Raw genomic sequence first — 15,764 nt, forward strand, 5'->3', positions numbered from 1 at the left:
AATTGTTCAGCCATATTGTACAAACTTCGTGCAGGATGCTGATATTTCCTCCATTGAAGCCAGGTCACAGTAAAAAAGACCCGAGCAGCATCGCTCGGATCTCTGCTGAATATAGAACACCTAGAATGCAGGGATAGCAATATCCGCGTAGTTTTTCTCAAAAAAGGCTTTGACCTCTGGACCCGCCATTCGTTTAGCCAGCTTCTGAATTGCTTCAGAATCTTTATTATCCTCTCGGGCTACAAGTGTAATGGCAAAATGCGAATCATCCTTCTCCGTTAACAGTGCGTCCTTCTTCGGGGTCAAGCCGAGCGGGCTCGCATAAGCTGGAGTCATTGCGACCAGGTCTGCATCGTCCATCATACGGGCAAGCATCAGCAGATCGACTTCTTTAAACTTAAAGTTCTTTTTGTTCTCTGTGATGTCCGCTTGTGTAGCGTTAAAGCCCACTCCATCCTTGAGTTTAATCAGACCATTTTGCTCCAGCATCACCAGAGAGCGTCCAATGTTAGAAGGGTCGTTGGCAATCGCAATGACTGCACCTTCAGGCAATTCATCTATGGACTTGTATGTTTTGGAGTACCCTCCATAGATTGCATTGTAGATGGGCTGCACAGGAACGAGATTGGCGTTGTTCGCTTCGTTATACTGCTTCATATAAGGCACGTGCTGGAAAAAGTTCGCGTCCACTTCCTTGTTTGCCAATGCTGTATTAGGCTGCACATTATCAGACAGTACCACAACCTCCAGATTCACACCATCCTCTTTAAGCAGTGGTTTGACAATATCAAGTACATCGGTCATTGGTGGAATCAGTGTGGCTACTTTCAGTGTAACTTCCTGTCCGGCTTGAGATTCCTGCTTTGTGCCTTCAGCCGCAGGTGTTTCTTCTTTTTTGCCGCAGGCAGATACAACCAGCATAACTGCGAGCAGTGTGAGCATTAATTTGGCTTTCATTCATTTGTACCCCTTCTCTTTTATGTGATCTGTAGTCATTACAGGCGGCTGCAGAACCGCATTGCTCTTTCTTAAATCGGTCTTTCTCTCAAACCGATCTTTCTCATGAATCGAAATCCTGTTTTGCTTCTTTCACATCCATCATATAGCTGTGATCCTCAGGATCGCCGATCAAGCCAGCGTGACAGCCTGCTGCCCGTCAATTGGATCATCTGCACCAGAATTATCATAATGACGATTGTAAATATCATAATTTCCGTTTCGAAGCGTTGGTAACCGTAACGAATAGCAAAATCGCCAACCCCGCCGCCTCCAACGATGCCCATGACCGTAGAATAGGAAATAAAGCTGATGGTTGCTGTGGTAAGCCCAAGCACCAGACCTGAACGTGCCTCCACATACAGGAATTTCAAGACAAGCTGTACCGTCGAGGCCCCCATAGATGAGGCCGCTTCAACAACTCCCTTAGGCACATCCAGCAGTGCCTGTTCAACCAGCCGGGCATAATAAGCAATAGCGATAACGGATAAGGGTACCGTTGAAGCTAACGTACCGATGGATGTTCCTACAATCATGCGTGTGAACGGGATCAGGAACACCACCAGCAGCAGAAACGGAAACGAACGTATGATATTCACCAGACTGCCCAATACGACAGTCAAAGCCCGATTCTGATATCGCTGTCCTCTGCGACACAGATACAACAGTGTACCAAGCGGCAGACCAATCAACACAGCAGCTGTGATGGAAATACCTACCATCACAAATGTCTCTCCAATAGCCTGCCAGATTTCATGCTGATATTTCAGCACAGACTCAGGTAACATCATCGTTTTCCTCCTGTTCTTCCAAACGATGTGCATTCGAATCTGTTCCAGCCCGAGTATCATCTTCGAGCAGTGAAGTGAGCATATCCGGCTGCGGAGCAGGAATAAGGCTAACCTCGGATTCAGAAAGAGTACGTACGAGCTGCCCTTTCCTCATAACGGAAATCCGGTGGCATAATCGCCGGGCCACTTCCATTTCATGCGTAACAAGCACAATCGTCACACCCATCGTCTCGTTTACATGACGAAGCACTTCCAGTATTCCACCAGTCGTCTGTGGATCGAGAGAAGAGGTAGGTTCATCACAGAGCAGTACCGCCGGATGACTGGCCAGTGCTCTGGCAATGGCCACACGCTGCTTCTGTCCTCCGCTCAGCTGGGCCGGGTATTGATTCGCCTTCTCTTCCAGCCCAACAAATCGCAGCACCTCCAGTCCTCGTTCGCGCCGCTCTGAACGCGAAGCCCCCGCAAGCTCCAGCGGCATGCTTACATTACCGAGAACTGTTCGGTTGCTGACAAGATTGAAATGCTGAAAGATCATGCCGATGGTTTGGCGTGCCTGACGCAGTGTACGCTCATTCATCCGGGTCAGGTTTTGCCCATTAACGATAACGTCTCCTGTATCAGGCTGCTCCAGACCGTTAAGCATCCGCAGCAAAGTGGACTTGCCCGCCCCACTGGAGCCAATAATGCCATGAATCTCTCCTTGCTTCACTTCGAGAGAAACAGAACGTAACGCCTCATATCCCTGATCCGCACGGGAACCACGCTCTTTGAACCTTTTGCTTATACCATATAATGAAATCATGGAGAGTCCTCCCGTGAATGATCAACCATGGTTCTTCCCAGAACACATGAAGAAAGCCCGCACAGCCGATAACCGGAGCGCGAGCAATCCTGTTCATTTATAATAAAACAACATCACCACCCAGACAAGCTTTAAGGAGAGATTTCTCCTTAAAAACTACTGGCTGGGAAAACCCGGAAACGACCGTTCGCTGATCCGACGTACACTTCATTGCCGATCTGGTTGATCATGCCATTCTTGGCCTCCCGATCCCGATGCTCCGGCGTACCCATTACAACATCATGTACACGTCCGAGCAATGTGCCGTCCCTTTTGTCCATCACTAGTAAATCATCATTCAGAGGAAGCAAAAGTCGATCTCCAATAATCAGATAGCTGCCTTGATTCGTCGTATATTTAGCTGATCCAATCGTTTCCCTCGCGCTCCAGCGCGTCTCCCCGGTTCTGTAATCTACAGCGGCAGGATGTCCGTTCATGATGGTGTACAGCTGATTCCCTTCGACCAACCCCCGCTGCAGCTTCACATCCAGTGTCCACCGAATCTCTCCTGTCCCCGGGTCAAACAAAGATGTTGTAAAATCCTCATAATCACCATATGGGTCTCCTTTATTATTTTCCCGAATCAGTACCATGCCATCATTCAACACCTCTAGTTCCTGGCCCGCACGGACAGAAAATTGTGATAACTTTTTACCTGAAGTCAGATCAAGCAATACCCACTGATGATCCAGCGGCATCCAGCGTTGAAGAGACACCGAGCCAAAAGGATCATACCGATCAATGCCATCAAAATAAGAATTATTCTCGATATGACTCAGCTCCGATGATTGTGCTGCTTCGATCTGCCAAACTATACGTCCAGTCTTGGGGTCGGCCGCAGTGAACTGATCCTTATCCCAATACAGAACATAAGGCTCATCTGCACTTCGATTCAGCAAACGATAACCTGTCGATAACTTTTTGCTCCATAAGCGTTTACCATTTGAACTGTTCAGCACATGAATCCAGCCGTTTGTAGAGCCTTCAGCAGCAGAACGATCTACAATAACCACATCTTGAGCCGCCTTGATTCCTTTCACTACCGATACTTCGTTAGCGGCGTCATTTAGGTGGGTACCGTCACTATGCTTCTTCTGTTCCTCGGGCTTATACTCCCATCGAATCTTCCCATCCTTGAGGCTGATGTGACGCACGCGACCCAGGTATCGCTTACCATCCGTATCATAGCTTGTGAATAACGTAACCGCATCACGCTTCGTATTTACGAACGCTTGAGCAGGACCGAGACCGCTGTGCACCCTCCAGAGCAGTTTGCCTGTATGGCGATCCAGCGCATAGTATGAATCCTCAAAGTGCATACCACTGAACCCTCCGTCATCTCCCTTCATCAGGAGTACATCCTCTGTACCCGCTTGCAAAAAGGTATAGTTCAAATCCCCCTGATTCACCCATTCAGGCTTCCAGGGAAGTGTCTGCGGCAACACGCTGCCAGCGATTTCATGGGTGTAAGAAAATACATCAAAACGGCCATAGCCCCGGTAGTAGGGTTCATCATTCCCCCGATTTGCTGGCTTGTTCCAGCGAACCTCAATCAGCTTGCCCTTTTCATTAAAGGTCAGCAGCAGATGCGCATCCTGGCGCTCATATCTCCAGGTCTGTCCAATCTGCATCGTGTATCCTGTATCCTTCATATTTCTCGAATGTTCCTTCCAATCCGGCTCACCCAACCACTTCACGGCCTGCTTGGAGGTTGTGATCTGGCTCAGCTTGGTATCTGCAAGAAGTTGGAGGAAGGGCAAAGACAACGGCTGTTCTCTCGTAAACCAGCCATCGGTTACAGACGTCTGGTCCGTAATATCGGTTTTCCTGATCCATAGCAGTACATGATGATAATCGGTTTCTTCACTGTGCCAAATGCGCGGAGCGATTGATACGCCGTACCATTCCTTCCATTCTGCCACAATCAGTGCCTGGGTTAGCTTCTTTTGGTTCGAAGGCCAGGTTACTGTACTGTCTGGAGTCAAATAAAGCTTGCTTCCAGCTCGAACGGCGAACGTCTTGGGGGATATCTCCGTCATGCTGCGGCTCTGCTTAATCACATACCAGCCAGGCAGCCAGTAACTGTCCTGCTCCTTGGTTTTAATCTTGATCCATTCGCCCTGAACCGCTGCCAGAGTATACTTTTCCTTCGGGGATGTTCGATATGTAATCTTCATCTGATCGGTTGCAGTGCGGTGATCCTTCGGTCCGCTGAATAACGGCAAGCCGTCTCTCAGTGTTACTTTTTCCCCCTTCTTGTAGGGTACGTTGATATTAGGCTCCGTCATTCCTTTGATGGCAATCGGTTCGATTGAACCCGGGGTCGGGGAATGAGATAACGGTGAGGTAGTCAAAGCAGTACTTGAGACTTGTGTTCGGGCGTTCACCTCGAGCGTCTGTGGTATGGAATCCTGAGCCTGTCCGTTGGTTAACGCTATCCGGGTACCCGTCAGCATCGTTCCGCCCAACAGCAAAGCCGCTATTCCAGTTAGTGCTGTGCATATGTAAAACCATGTTCTGCAATCAGGTACTTTTTTCACGTCCATCCATCCCCCAATAGAAGTTATTTCCATATATAACGTTCTGGCTCTCTAAAAAGTTACTACATGACTTCTCTTGCATTCAGAAGTTTATGATACAGATTTTGGGTTAATATCTTATGGGTATTCCATTAATATGCAACTTTTGGGATAAACAGTCCGTCTAATGACTTGAAAGGAGAATGAACATGAACAAAACAACCTCTACACATCGCTCTTATTGGAAACAAAAAAAATGGAAAATGATGCTGGCCGCCTCGATTTTGACCGCAGGAGCGGCACCTGCTCTGTTCACCCCTTCGGTGGCTGAAGCAGCCGCAACAGTTAAACCCGCAGCTTACATTAACAATATGCCTGCAGAATATGATGTGGTCATCCGCCAAGGTGTCACGTACATTGCACTGACTGAACTGCAATTCCTTGGAGATTATACCTTCGGTTACGATAATAAAAGCAAACAAATCAGTATCACTGCTGGCAGTGACAAATACGTGCTCACACCTGATAGCAAAACGATGAAAAAGAATGGACAAACCGCCTCCTTGTCCTCAGCTCCAATTCTGGTCAAGGGAAAAGCGATGCTTCCGCTCCGTGCCATCGGAGAAACGTTCGGTGCACAAGTACGCTGGAATCAAGCAGCCAAAGAGGCTTATATCTACAATACAAACGCTGCTGTGGTGAAAGATTATAACGGTTCTGATCTGACCGCTGCTCGTGAAGCTGCCATACAACTGCCGCGGTTTTCTGATCTGGGCCAGCCTCGCCTGAAAGTGAAAAATCCGCTAGGGCCAGTTGATTCATCCACTGCTTATATTTTCGAACAAGGACAGAAGGATCGTTTCTTCACGATAGAGGATAGTGATCTGGTCAGCTATTATACGATTACCGATGGGAATGCACTGCTGAAGTGGCAGGCAAATCTGGGTAAACAAGCCGGAACCATTGGCGATCTGTTCTTTGTCAAAGCAAAATCGATTGCCGAAGTAGGAAATCGACCTTCTGTCGCTGGTAAAACACTTGTGTCCTTCAAGTACTCCCTCATGCTGGAGGAAACAGCCTATGAATTGATGGACAAGTCCGGCTCCTTGGATAACGGTTCTGTTGCTCCAGCCAAAGGCAAAATTATTGTTGAAGTACCTGGGGAGAAGAAGTAGTTCCGATATAAGGACACGTTGATCCTCCCAAAAGTAAGAAAGTAACCATTAAAAAACGGGATGAAGCAGTTATTTTACTGCCTCTCCCGTTTTTATGTGTTTCTATAAATTCGGAGGAACCGATGTTTTTTTCATAGGGTGCAATTCCCAACGGAAGGACTCCAGCAACCGTGTCGCTATTTTGCACCAGCTTGAATCAATAGGGCCTCGATTTCCTTAAACCCTTTTGCTTTGGCATGACGGAGGGGAGATACGCCATCGCCATCAGCCAGATTAACATCAGCTCCATGATGAATGAGTAGCTCAATCGTTTCCTGCTGCCGTTCATTGCCATCGTTTAGAATGATTGCCTCCAGCAGTGCTGTCCATCCTAAACGATTCACATGGTTCACATTGACCGAGGTTTGCGTCAGCAGTTCTCGAACCACCTCGACATATCCGTGCTCCGAAGCCGGTATGAGTGCCGTTCCCCCGTAGCGGTTCGTGATAGAAGGGTCTGCTCCTGCCTGAATGGTAAGCTTCAAAATATCCAGATCCCCTTCAGCACCGGCATATAAAAACGGGCTATTTAACATGTCGTCCTGCAGGTTAACGTCTGCTCCTGCTTCAATCAGTTTTTGGGCGGATGCTGTATCATGATTGTACGTCGCAATCATTAAGGCCGTTCTTCCGTTCTGATCTTGAGCCTGAACATTTGCTCCCTCCTGAAGAAGTTTAACAATGCCTTCGGTATCTTTTATCTCTGCTGCCTTTAATAACTGCTCATCCAGTGAAGCCAATATTCTCTCCTCCTTTGAGTCCGTTCTCTCACCAGGCATACAGCCTTGAACGATCAGCATACTACTGATCAGTATGATTAGCAGCCATGATTTGTTCATGTTCATCTGAAAGATTACCTCTCCTTGCTCGGTGAGTGGATTGATCTGATAGTGCTTGCGTTTGGTGCGGTTGTGCACATGTTATCACAAGAGCGCTGCCATTGCCCAGTTCAAAATATCACGCTTTCCAAGCGTATTGCTTTATTAAAAAAAACAAAATAGGGTAAAGCAGCTCTGTTGTCTGCCTTACCCTGTTTTCGAAAGTTGTTTATGATAAAAAGCACTTCTCTTAATACTGTGTGTTTCCTGACTGGCTCGTTTTACCCGAAGCAAAGCCCTTGAATAATGTTGGTACTTTGGAATAGCGGGTGTTCGTGATCTTCCCTTGAGATACACTGCTGTCCGTACGCATAATCGCATCTTTGACATTAGAAATGTTGGAGTTGTCCAGCGTCATGTTAACCGCAAAGGTCGTGCCTCCATTTTGCCGTACCAGCTTGCCGATATCATCCGCTCGGAAATTTTTGATGTTAATGGTGCCAGCCGCATTGATCTGGAACACTTTATCATAGGCTTTATATGCTGCACCGCCAGTAATATTAACGGTGCCTGAGGATTTCAATGTCAGTGCATCCTCGCCTACATCCTCCCATACAACGTTGGAAATATTACAGCTGCCGTAACAATGCACACCGTCCGCTGCTGGTGCACCAATAATAACATTTTTCAACGTAGCTCCTGCCTCCAGCCGGAATACAGGCTTCTGATTTTCCGCTTGAGAACCGTCACCCAATGTAGAGGGATTGGCTACAAACGTTTTTCCCTGCCCATCATAAGTCGTGCCCTTCGGTACCACGATGGTTGAATTGACGACGGTCGGTGCAGCCGCTACAGGCATTACACCAAATACAGAAGCAACGAGACCGGCAGACAACAAGAGCGTCAACATTTTTTTCATCATCAACATCCTCCCTTGATTTGAGTGATTTGTTGAACAAGCCGCTGGCTTGTCTACAGGAACCTTTTTGAGGTACACGGCACACCCCTTGTTCGGAACCTGATTCAATCCTACAAAAAAAGGAAGATTACAGGAATAATCCCTGGATTAGATTTACCAATTTCAGCAGTAATACAGATATGGTCTCAGCTTTTTCCAATTCGCATTTAATTGGCATGTACCGATATTAACTAGCAGTATGCTGTTTTTACCCCTTTTTTCATGAGCGCAAAATAACAGAAAAGACCGTATTGGCTGATTACAGGCAATACGGTCTCATCTCTCAAATCGGTGAAAATCCGGAGGCCATGAGGTCATTCAGCCTCAAGCTCCCGCGCCAAACCGCTGACGATATCCACACTTGCGGCACAGTTCCTCTACAGCCTCCCATTTCGAAAAGCCGTATACCAGATTGTTAGCCCGCTCCCCATCAACGATCTCGGAGAAAGACTGCTCATGAATATTGCCAAGGTTAATGACACCTTCACCATCCAGGCAGCACGGAACGACCGTTCCATCCACCAGCACCGCAGCCTGACTGCGCAGCGCATGGCAGAAGCCTTTCCCGTCATCTTCCGGTGCATCCAGACTTGGCCATTGGAATTCGTGGTCCTGATTCAGATATACATTCGGTGCAATTTTGACACCGCTGCCCGGAACGACCTTTTCCTCAATACGGAAGTCCAGATTGAATTCACGCTCCAGTACTTCAAGTGTTTCCCGATTTCGATTCATCTGGGCATTCGTAAAGTTATCCTGTGTGAGATTCCACAGCCGGAACGAAATAATGACATTATGCTTCACAGCCTCACGAGCGAAAGTCAAAATATTGCGCAAATAACCATCACGATCCGTTGATCCCTCATGTCCGTCAAAGCTGTGCAGGGAGAAATTCATCTGTCTCAATGCAGGTTTGCCCAGCAGTTTATGCTGTGTCTTTGGCAGGAGTGTACCATTGGTTGTAATGTTAACCTTGAATCCCTTCGCATGAGCGGAATCCAGAAGCAGGTCGATTTTGGGATGCAGCAGAGGCTCCCCTTTGACATGCAGGTAAATATGTTTGGTGTGCGGTTTGATCTGATCCAATATATGATTAAACACTTCAGGGTCGATAAAGCCTTTGGCTCTTTTCGTTTGTGGACAAAAGCTGCATGCCAGATTACAGATGCTTGTGATCTCGATATATACTTTCTTGAACGTTTTCAACTCAGGGTCCCCATTCTGCCGGGAGGAAAGTAGAACAGTTCCTGCCCTCATTCGTTATGCGGCCATATGGGCCAATCCCCATTATATCGGGTTAACGAGCGAAGGTAAATCGGTAAACCGCAGCGTTGCCAAAACAAGCGTCAAGTCTCATGCCCTCTTTACATTCTGGACGCATGTGATATATGCTTGGATCATAACTGCATATTTTGCACATCACACTGGGGGAGCCTTACGGCTGAGACGAATATATCATTCGGACCCTTTGAACCTGATCTGGATCATACCAGCGGAGGGAAGTGGAGCGGCTCTTGTGGATAAAGGATTCTCCATTGATTTGGCAGAGTCCATGCTGGTAAAACCTCTATAGCTTCGCTCGTTTCCTCTGGAAATGAGTGGGGCTTTTTTTGTTTTCTCATCGCATGGGCATGGACGAGAATTCGTTAAAGGCCGTATTGCAGGTTCTTCGATGTAATGGTCTGTATGTAAATACCAGCTTGTCTCACCATGCAATTCATTTTAGATCAAGGAGGTAATGACGTTGTCTTATCTTGAGCGTGTGCGTGCACTTAATCCTTTGGTACACAATATTACGAATCTGGTGGTAGCCCCTTTCACTGCCAATGGTCTGCTTGCCCTTGGAGCCTCTCCGTTCATGGCCTATGCTCACGAAGAAGTTGCTGACGTTGCGCGTATCGCTGGCGCAGTTGTGCTCAATATCGGTACGTTAGATGAAAAGGTGGTTCAAGCCATTCGGCTGGCAGGACAGTCCGCTAATGCGCATCATGTACCCGTTGTGCTTGATCCATTCGGTGCCGGGGCAACTGCATATCGCACGGAGACGGTGCAGCAGCTTGTTCGTGACCTTCGGCTGACTGTATTGCGCGGGAACGTTGCCGAGGTTGCTCATGTCATTGGCGTACCCTGGAGTATTAAAGGTGTGGATGCCGGGGAAGGTGAAGAAGACCGCATCAGCATCGCGGAACGGGCTGCACAGCAGCTTGCATGTATTGTTGTTATTACGGGTCAGTACGATATCGTTACGGACGGGTATCAGACGTTTCTCATCAGCAACGGACATGTACTGCTTACGAAGGTCACCGGCGCGGGATGCCTTCTCAGCTCGGTCGTTGGTGCTTTTGCAGCAGTCGCCCGGCCGGGAGATGATTTACTGAACAGCATTGTCGAGGCTGTTGCTTATTACGGTGTTGCAGCCGAACAAGCTGCCGCCCTTACAGCTCAGCAGGGTCCAGGCAGCTTCCAGCTGGAGTTGTTAAACCAGCTTGCGAAGGTGACACCCGAGCTCGTATCAGAACATTCACTGATCCGTCAGATTCGCGGAGGTGCAAGATGAATATAGCCCAGGCTTTGACAATAGCAGGTGCCGATAATGGCGGTGGTGCAGGTATCCAGGCAGATCTCAAAACCTTTCAGGAGCTTGGAGTATACGGAATGACGGTGATCACAGCCATTGCGGCACAGAACACAACAGGTGTCCAAGGTGTATTCCCCATCAGTTACGCCGGCATTGCCCAGCAGCTTGATTCGACGGGAGCAGACTTTGAACCACATGCAGTCAAAACCGGCATGCTGTATAGTGCGGAGATTATTCGTCTCGTTGCAAGCAAATGGCGGCAATACGGCTGGTCCAATCTGGTCATTGATCCGGTAATGGTAGCCAAAGGCGGAGCACCGCTGCTCCAGCAGGAGGCCGTACAAGCTCTCATTGAGGAGCTTTTGCCTCATGCCTTGATTACCACGCCCAATATTCCCGAAGCGGAGCTGCTTACAGGCATGAGCATTAGCAGTCTGAGCGAACGTGAAGAAGCCGCAAAGCAATTAGTGCAGATGGGCACAGCATATGCCTTGATCAAAGGGGGACATGACGCGGGAAGCGGCATGATTGTGGATGTTCTGTATGACGGGCAGTCCTTTCATTATCTGGAGAATAATCGGGTAAACACACGGCATACCCACGGTACAGGCTGCACGTTCTCTGCTGCCATTACGGCCGAACTGGCCAAGGGTTCGACTGTTGTGGCTGCCGTTACAACCGCGCGAGCGTTTATCCAGGCAGCCATCGAAGATGAGCTGGGAATCGGGGCCGGGCACGGACCGACGAATCACTTTGCGTACCAGCGCAGACAGCGGGGTGAGCGCTAATGCGGGCATGGGATGCAGAGACGGTGCGCCGCGCGCTGCGGCTGTATTTGGTAATGGGCAGCGTCAATACGACGCGTGACCCGGTGGAGGTGCTGCGCCAGGCGATTGCTGGCGGCATTACGATGCTCCAGTTCCGCGAGAAGGGAACTGGAGCATTGGCAGGCGAAGCCCGCACAGCGCTTGCGCTGCGGCTTCGCGAGGTGTGCAGCCAGCACGGGATACCGTTCATCGTGAACGATGATATGGAGCTGGCTGTGCAGGTGGAGGCCGACGGCGTTCATGTCGGCCAGGGCGATGCGGACGCGGCGCTGGTGCGCGCCCGCATTGGCGAAGGGCGGATGCTTGGCGTATCCGCCCACTCCGCCCTTGAAGCCCGCCGTGCCGTGCAGGCGGGCGCAAGCTATCTTGGCGTCGGGCCGATGTACCCGACGCGCTCCAAAGCGGATGCCCACGCTGTGCTGGGCCCCGCCGGGGTTGCGGAACTGCGCGCCGCAGGCATCGCAGTTCCGGTGGTTGGTATCGGCGGCATTGCGCCCGATACCGCGGCCGCCGTGATGGCGGCTGGAGCCGACGGCGTAGCCGTCATCTCCGCCATCGCGGGTGCGGCCGATGTGCGCGCAGCGGCTGCACAGCTCGCTGCGATCACGCTTGGGGAGCAGGCATAGCCGCGCTCCCCACACACCCACAAACCAGGATGCAGCTGTGGTGTGCTGCATCCTTAACCTTTCAGCATCAGCCATCTAAACGATGAATCTTTTCTGTTCTTGTACTTCATATATAATTACTCTCAAGTACTTCATATGTAATCCCCCATAGATTACTCACCTCCGAAAAATACATGTTGACTCTCACGTAACGTGACACTGTACAATTCAGGTTGTAAGGAGGTCTTACTCATGGCCATGAAGGTTAAGGAAGTCTCCGAACTGGCTTCCATCAGTGTGCGCACACTGCATCACTATGACGAGATCGGGCTGCTTGTCCCGGACGAGATTACCGCTGCCGGATATCGCATGTATTCCGACGCCAATCTGGAACGGTTGCAGCAGATTTTATTTTTCAAAGAGCTAGGCTTCTCCCTGAAAGAAATTAAAAATATTATAGATGACCCGACCTTCAGCGCAGAGGAAGCACTGCATATGCACAAGCTCATTCTGCTCGAAAAACGTCAGCGTCTGGACCAAATGATTGCAACCATTGATAAAACCGTATTACACCTGAGAGGAGAAATTAAGATGACTGCCAAAGAGCAATTCCAAGGCTTCGATTTCAGCCATAACCCTTACGAAAAAGAGGCGCGCGAACGCTGGGGGGATCACGCCGTGAATGAGGCCAATCAGAAATTACAGCAGCAGCCTGCGGACAAACAGAAAGAACTGGCTAATCAGATGAACGATATTTTTGCACGCTTGGCAGCACTTCGCCACACAGCGCCTGATTCCGCAGCAGCCCAGGCCGAGATCAAGCAATGGTATATGTATTTGAATCAGATTGGAAACTACACTCCAGCTGCCTTCAAAGGGCTTGGTCAAATGTACGTAGAAGATGAACGCTTCACCCGAAATATGGATCAGTTTGGCGAAGGACTGGCACAGTTTATGTGCCAAGCGATGGCCGTATTTGCCGACCGCAACGAATAGCTTCCAAGGACATACCGCACTCCTGCTCCATACTCTAAGAGGTAAACCTGCTGCGACCACGACATGCAGTTTCATCTTCCCATTCAGAACCCCTGCCCTCGCATCAAAAAAGGACGTACGCCCCTGGCGTAACGTCCTAATCCTTTTAGAAGCTAAACGTATTACGGCCGCAATGTGATCCCTTCTGATGGGACTCACTCCGAATACTTTTTAATATCTTCTTGGTGAATCTTGATCTATGCTTCCACTTCCGAATTCAACCTGGCCTATTTTTTAAGCTCTAGGTGCTTGATCCGAGGTTGACGCTTCTGAAGCCATGCTTGTTTTCGCCATCCGGCCTGGAATCTGCCATGCGGAGACGATAGCCAGAACGACAAACAACAGATCGATGGGCTCACTGAAATATTCCGTGAATGTTTCTGCAAATGCACTGATCATTTCTCCGTTAAACACCAGATTCATCATACTCATATCCGTGTACAACTGAGCTGTAAAATATACAACCGTCAAATATTTGCCGAGCAAAATACCGATGAGTGAGAAAACTACAGCAATAATTTTGTGTACCGTCGCAATTTGCTTATTGGAGAACAGCACTACGGCGTAACCGCACAGCACTCCCACCAATATGGCAATAAGTCCAACCTCATACTCCGTCATAGCCGCAACCGCAGCCCATACCACACCTCCAAGTATGGCAGCAATCAAACCGCCGATAATCGGCATCCCAATTTTAACTCCTTGCTTTTCTTCCACGATGTCTTTCCCTCCTGAGTCATGCTAATACTATTTTTCCAGAATTCACCTTTACTATAAAACCACATAAAGCTTCAAATTTCAACAACTTTCTACTTTCTTCTACCCATATTCAGTCTTATCTGAAAATGTCATCTCATCTAATGCTCATATTTTCACTGCTGATCTAACAAAAAAACATCCCTTCTACAGCCTGATTTCACTGTAAAAGAGATGTCTATCTCCCCTTGTCTTGACCTAGAGGATCAATATATTTAATTATACCTGAGCTTCTCGGGAAGGCTGTATAACAGCCGAAATCTGCTCCAAAATAGCATCCAGCGAAGCCGGATCATGCACGTCATATTCATCAATGTTCAGCCGCAGCACAGGGCACGCCGTAAACTGGTTAATCCACACCGAATAGCGTTCATGCATATGCTCCCAATATGAACGGTCCGTCTGAATTTCCATCTCACGTCCACGTTCCGTAATCCGGTTCAGAATGGAAGGCAGACTGCCTTCCAGATAAATGAGCACATCCGGGTGTGGAAAATAAGGCGTCATCACCATCGCTTCAAACAAGCTGCTGTAAGTTTCAAAATCAGTAGCCGACATCGTTCCCTGATCCGCATGCATTTGTGCAAAAATGCCCGTATCCTCATAGATAGAACGATCCTGTACAAAGCCGCCACCCATTTCAAAAATTTTCTTCTGCTCTTTAAAGCGTTCTGCTAGGAAGTAAATTTGCAGATGAAAGCTCCAGCGTTCAAAATCATGATAAAACTTTTCCAGATACGGATTGTGATCAACCTGCTCCAGAGATGTTTTGAAATTCAAACGCTCTGCGAGCGCAGCCGTTAACGTTGATTTACCCACACCTACTGTTCCTGCTACTGTAATCAATGCATTCGCTGGAATGCCATAGTTATTCATATCATAAGCTCCTTTACCTGATTAACGATCTGCCTGAAATGCTCAGGATGCTGTACGAAGTCAAGCTGCTCCGCATTAATTTTAAGAATAACCGGCGGATTTTCCCCTTTTGCCAAATCATCCATGCCTGTCTTGTAATCAGCGATCAACTGCTTCATATAAGCCGGGTCCATATTCTGCTCAAACGAACGCCCACGCTTGTTAATCCGGTACATCAGCGTATCCAGCTCGGCTTCAATGTAGATCACCAGATTCGGCTTGGGCAGGTCATCCGTTAACAGATGATAGATTTGACGATATTTGTCCCGCTTTGTTCCTTTTAAAGTGCGTTCAGCAAAGATCATATTTTTGTAAATATGATAATCCGATATAACCGGGCTGTTCTGCTGAATATAATGTACGCCCGTGTCCTCCAGCTGTTTAAATCGGTTGCACAGAAAAAACATTTCTAGTTGAAAGCTCCACTCGTCGATATTTTGATAAAAGGAGGCCAAAAATGGATTCTCCTCAACAATTTCTTTAACCAAAGGAAGGTTCAATTCCTGGGAAAGCATCGTAGCTAACGTTGTTTTCCCCGCTCCAATCGGACCTTCAACGGCAATAAACGGGGCTGATCTCATGGTGTTACTGTTCCTCCTCGTACATATGCGTGTTCCGTTTTTATATAGACCCCACCTATTGTATCACAGCTTGGTCCAAGGAAAGAGCAGTATTTTATGTATATAAGAAGTCCAAACGGAAAGACATGTCCTGTATCGTCGTATCATACACAACATAAAGTGAAAATTTTCTCAATGCTACACATCATAAAAAATAAAAACCACCACCGAATATCATCGGCAGTGGTTCTTTGCTTGGCGGCGTCCTACTCTCCCAGGACCCTGCGGTCCAAGTACCATCGGCGCTAGAGGGCTTAACGGTCGTGTTCGGGATGGGTACGTGTGGAA

15 protein-coding genes, 1 rRNA gene and 1 riboswitch are annotated in these 15,764 nt (G+C 48.4%); of the genes, 5 read left to right on the plus strand and 11 right to left on the minus strand.

Annotated elements, in window-relative coordinates; genetic code table 11:
- Window positions 1-120: 120 nt before the first annotated feature.
- The 4 genes from HNR77_RS20210 to HNR77_RS30690 all read right to left on the minus strand — a co-directional run bounded on the left by HNR77_RS20210 (window position 121) and on the right by HNR77_RS30690 (window position 5,171).
- Window positions 121-957, minus strand: coding sequence for a MetQ/NlpA family ABC transporter substrate-binding protein (locus tag HNR77_RS20210; protein ID WP_184188247.1), 837 nt, complete (start codon window positions 955-957; stop codon window positions 121-123).
- A gap of 158 nt (window positions 958-1,115) precedes the next feature.
- Window positions 1,116-1,787 (minus strand): methionine ABC transporter permease, encoded by a 672-nt coding sequence (locus HNR77_RS20215; protein WP_184188250.1) that lies wholly within the window; start codon window positions 1,785-1,787, stop codon window positions 1,116-1,118.
- The gene (locus tag HNR77_RS20220; protein WP_184188253.1) at window positions 1,774-2,592 is read right to left on the minus strand and encodes a methionine ABC transporter ATP-binding protein; all 819 of its coding nucleotides are present in this window, start codon (window positions 2,590-2,592) and stop codon (window positions 1,774-1,776) included. The genes HNR77_RS20215 and HNR77_RS20220 overlap by 14 nt, the downstream gene beginning before the upstream one ends.
- Before the next feature lie 149 nt (window positions 2,593-2,741).
- Window positions 2,742-5,171 (minus strand): outer membrane protein assembly factor BamB family protein, encoded by a 2,430-nt coding sequence (locus HNR77_RS30690; protein WP_184188256.1) that lies wholly within the window; start codon window positions 5,169-5,171, stop codon window positions 2,742-2,744.
- Window positions 5,172-5,359: 188 nt separating this feature from the next.
- On the opposite strand from HNR77_RS30690, the gene HNR77_RS20230 reads away from it, so the two are divergent.
- Window positions 5,360-6,325 (plus strand): copper amine oxidase N-terminal domain-containing protein, encoded by a 966-nt coding sequence (locus HNR77_RS20230; RefSeq protein ID WP_184188259.1) that lies wholly within the window; start codon window positions 5,360-5,362, stop codon window positions 6,323-6,325.
- Between the two features lie 176 nt (window positions 6,326-6,501).
- Here HNR77_RS20230 and HNR77_RS20235 read toward each other — a convergent pair whose 3' ends face one another.
- From HNR77_RS20235 to HNR77_RS20245, 3 genes are all read right to left on the minus strand, one after another.
- Window positions 6,502-7,203: an ankyrin repeat domain-containing protein gene (locus tag HNR77_RS20235; protein ID WP_184188314.1), complete on the minus strand. Its 702-nt coding sequence runs from the start codon at window positions 7,201-7,203 to the stop codon at window positions 6,502-6,504.
- Between the two features lie 229 nt (window positions 7,204-7,432).
- The gene (locus HNR77_RS20240) at window positions 7,433-8,101 is read right to left on the minus strand and encodes a pectate lyase (protein WP_184188261.1); all 669 of its coding nucleotides are present in this window, start codon (window positions 8,099-8,101) and stop codon (window positions 7,433-7,435) included.
- Between the two features lie 363 nt (window positions 8,102-8,464).
- Window positions 8,465-9,346 carry a radical SAM/SPASM domain-containing protein gene (locus HNR77_RS20245; protein WP_260410710.1) on the minus strand — a complete coding sequence of 294 codons (882 nt, stop codon included), beginning with the start codon at window positions 9,344-9,346 and terminating at the stop codon, window positions 8,465-8,467.
- A 210-nt stretch (window positions 9,347-9,556) separates the two neighbouring features.
- Window positions 9,557-9,658: riboswitch (TPP riboswitch) on the plus strand.
- Window positions 9,659-9,878: 220 nt separating this feature from the next.
- Here HNR77_RS20245 and thiM point away from each other — a divergent pair.
- The 4 genes from thiM (at window position 9,879) to HNR77_RS20265 (ending at window position 13,146) form a co-directional block, all read left to right on the plus strand.
- Window positions 9,879-10,697, plus strand: coding sequence for a hydroxyethylthiazole kinase (gene thiM, locus HNR77_RS20250; protein ID WP_184188267.1), 819 nt, complete (start codon window positions 9,879-9,881; stop codon window positions 10,695-10,697).
- Window positions 10,694-11,506: a bifunctional hydroxymethylpyrimidine kinase/phosphomethylpyrimidine kinase gene (gene thiD / locus HNR77_RS20255; RefSeq protein ID WP_184188270.1), complete on the plus strand. Its 813-nt coding sequence runs from the start codon at window positions 10,694-10,696 to the stop codon at window positions 11,504-11,506. Before thiM ends, thiD begins: the two co-directional genes overlap by 4 nt.
- On the plus strand, window positions 11,506-12,171 hold the full coding sequence (gene thiE / locus HNR77_RS20260; protein WP_184188273.1) for a thiamine phosphate synthase: 666 nt from the start codon (window positions 11,506-11,508) through the stop codon (window positions 12,169-12,171). The genes thiD and thiE overlap by 1 nt, the downstream gene beginning before the upstream one ends.
- Before the next feature lie 231 nt (window positions 12,172-12,402).
- The gene (locus HNR77_RS20265) at window positions 12,403-13,146 is read left to right on the plus strand and encodes a MerR family transcriptional regulator (protein WP_184188276.1); all 744 of its coding nucleotides are present in this window, start codon (window positions 12,403-12,405) and stop codon (window positions 13,144-13,146) included.
- Window positions 13,147-13,419: 273 nt separating this feature from the next.
- On the opposite strand, the gene HNR77_RS20270 is transcribed toward HNR77_RS20265, so the two are convergent.
- The 4 genes from HNR77_RS20270 to rrf form a co-directional block, all read right to left on the minus strand.
- Entirely contained in the window at window positions 13,420-13,902 is a 483-nt protein-coding gene (locus HNR77_RS20270) for a hypothetical protein (RefSeq protein WP_311768653.1), read from the minus strand.
- Window positions 13,903-14,160: 258 nt separating this feature from the next.
- Window positions 14,161-14,817: a deoxynucleoside kinase gene (locus HNR77_RS20275; protein ID WP_111273368.1), complete on the minus strand. Its 657-nt coding sequence runs from the start codon at window positions 14,815-14,817 to the stop codon at window positions 14,161-14,163.
- Window positions 14,814-15,437, minus strand: coding sequence for a deoxynucleoside kinase (locus tag HNR77_RS20280; protein ID WP_184188279.1), 624 nt, complete (start codon window positions 15,435-15,437; stop codon window positions 14,814-14,816). The genes HNR77_RS20275 and HNR77_RS20280 overlap by 4 nt, the downstream gene beginning before the upstream one ends.
- A 232-nt stretch (window positions 15,438-15,669) precedes the next feature.
- Window positions 15,670-15,764: ribosomal RNA gene (gene rrf / locus HNR77_RS20285) — 5S ribosomal RNA — on the minus strand; the annotation flags it as partial.

This window comes from Paenibacillus sp. JGP012 (genome assembly GCF_014203995.1).
Taxonomy (GTDB): domain Bacteria; phylum Bacillota; class Bacilli; order Paenibacillales; family Paenibacillaceae; genus Paenibacillus; species Paenibacillus silvae.

What these genes read in the sequence shown, in the direction of transcription:
- HNR77_RS20210 (WP_184188247.1), bottom strand. Translation starts at nt 957, where the DNA reads ATGAAAGCCAAATTAATGCTCACACTGCTCGCAGTTATGCTGGTTGTA.
- HNR77_RS20215 (WP_184188250.1), bottom strand. Translation starts at nt 1,787, where the DNA reads ATGATGTTACCTGAGTCTGTGCTGAAATATCAGCATGAAATCTGGCAG.
- HNR77_RS20220 (WP_184188253.1), bottom strand. Translation starts at nt 2,592, where the DNA reads ATGATTTCATTATATGGTATAAGCAAAAGGTTCAAAGAGCGTGGTTCC.
- HNR77_RS20230 (WP_184188259.1), top strand. Translation starts at nt 5,360, where the DNA reads ATGAACAAAACAACCTCTACACATCGCTCTTATTGGAAACAAAAAAAA.
- HNR77_RS20235 (WP_184188314.1), bottom strand. Translation starts at nt 7,203, where the DNA reads ATGAACAAATCATGGCTGCTAATCATACTGATCAGTAGTATGCTGATC.
- HNR77_RS20240 (WP_184188261.1), bottom strand. Translation starts at nt 8,101, where the DNA reads ATGAAAAAAATGTTGACGCTCTTGTTGTCTGCCGGTCTCGTTGCTTCT.
- thiM (WP_184188267.1), top strand. Translation starts at nt 9,879, where the DNA reads ATGACGTTGTCTTATCTTGAGCGTGTGCGTGCACTTAATCCTTTGGTA.
- thiD (WP_184188270.1), top strand. Translation starts at nt 10,694, where the DNA reads ATGAATATAGCCCAGGCTTTGACAATAGCAGGTGCCGATAATGGCGGT.
- thiE (WP_184188273.1), top strand. Translation starts at nt 11,506, where the DNA reads ATGCGGGCATGGGATGCAGAGACGGTGCGCCGCGCGCTGCGGCTGTAT.
- HNR77_RS20265 (WP_184188276.1), top strand. Translation starts at nt 12,403, where the DNA reads ATGGCCATGAAGGTTAAGGAAGTCTCCGAACTGGCTTCCATCAGTGTG.
- HNR77_RS20275 (WP_111273368.1), bottom strand. Translation starts at nt 14,817, where the DNA reads ATGAATAACTATGGCATTCCAGCGAATGCATTGATTACAGTAGCAGGA.
- HNR77_RS20280 (WP_184188279.1), bottom strand. Translation starts at nt 15,437, where the DNA reads ATGAGATCAGCCCCGTTTATTGCCGTTGAAGGTCCGATTGGAGCGGGG.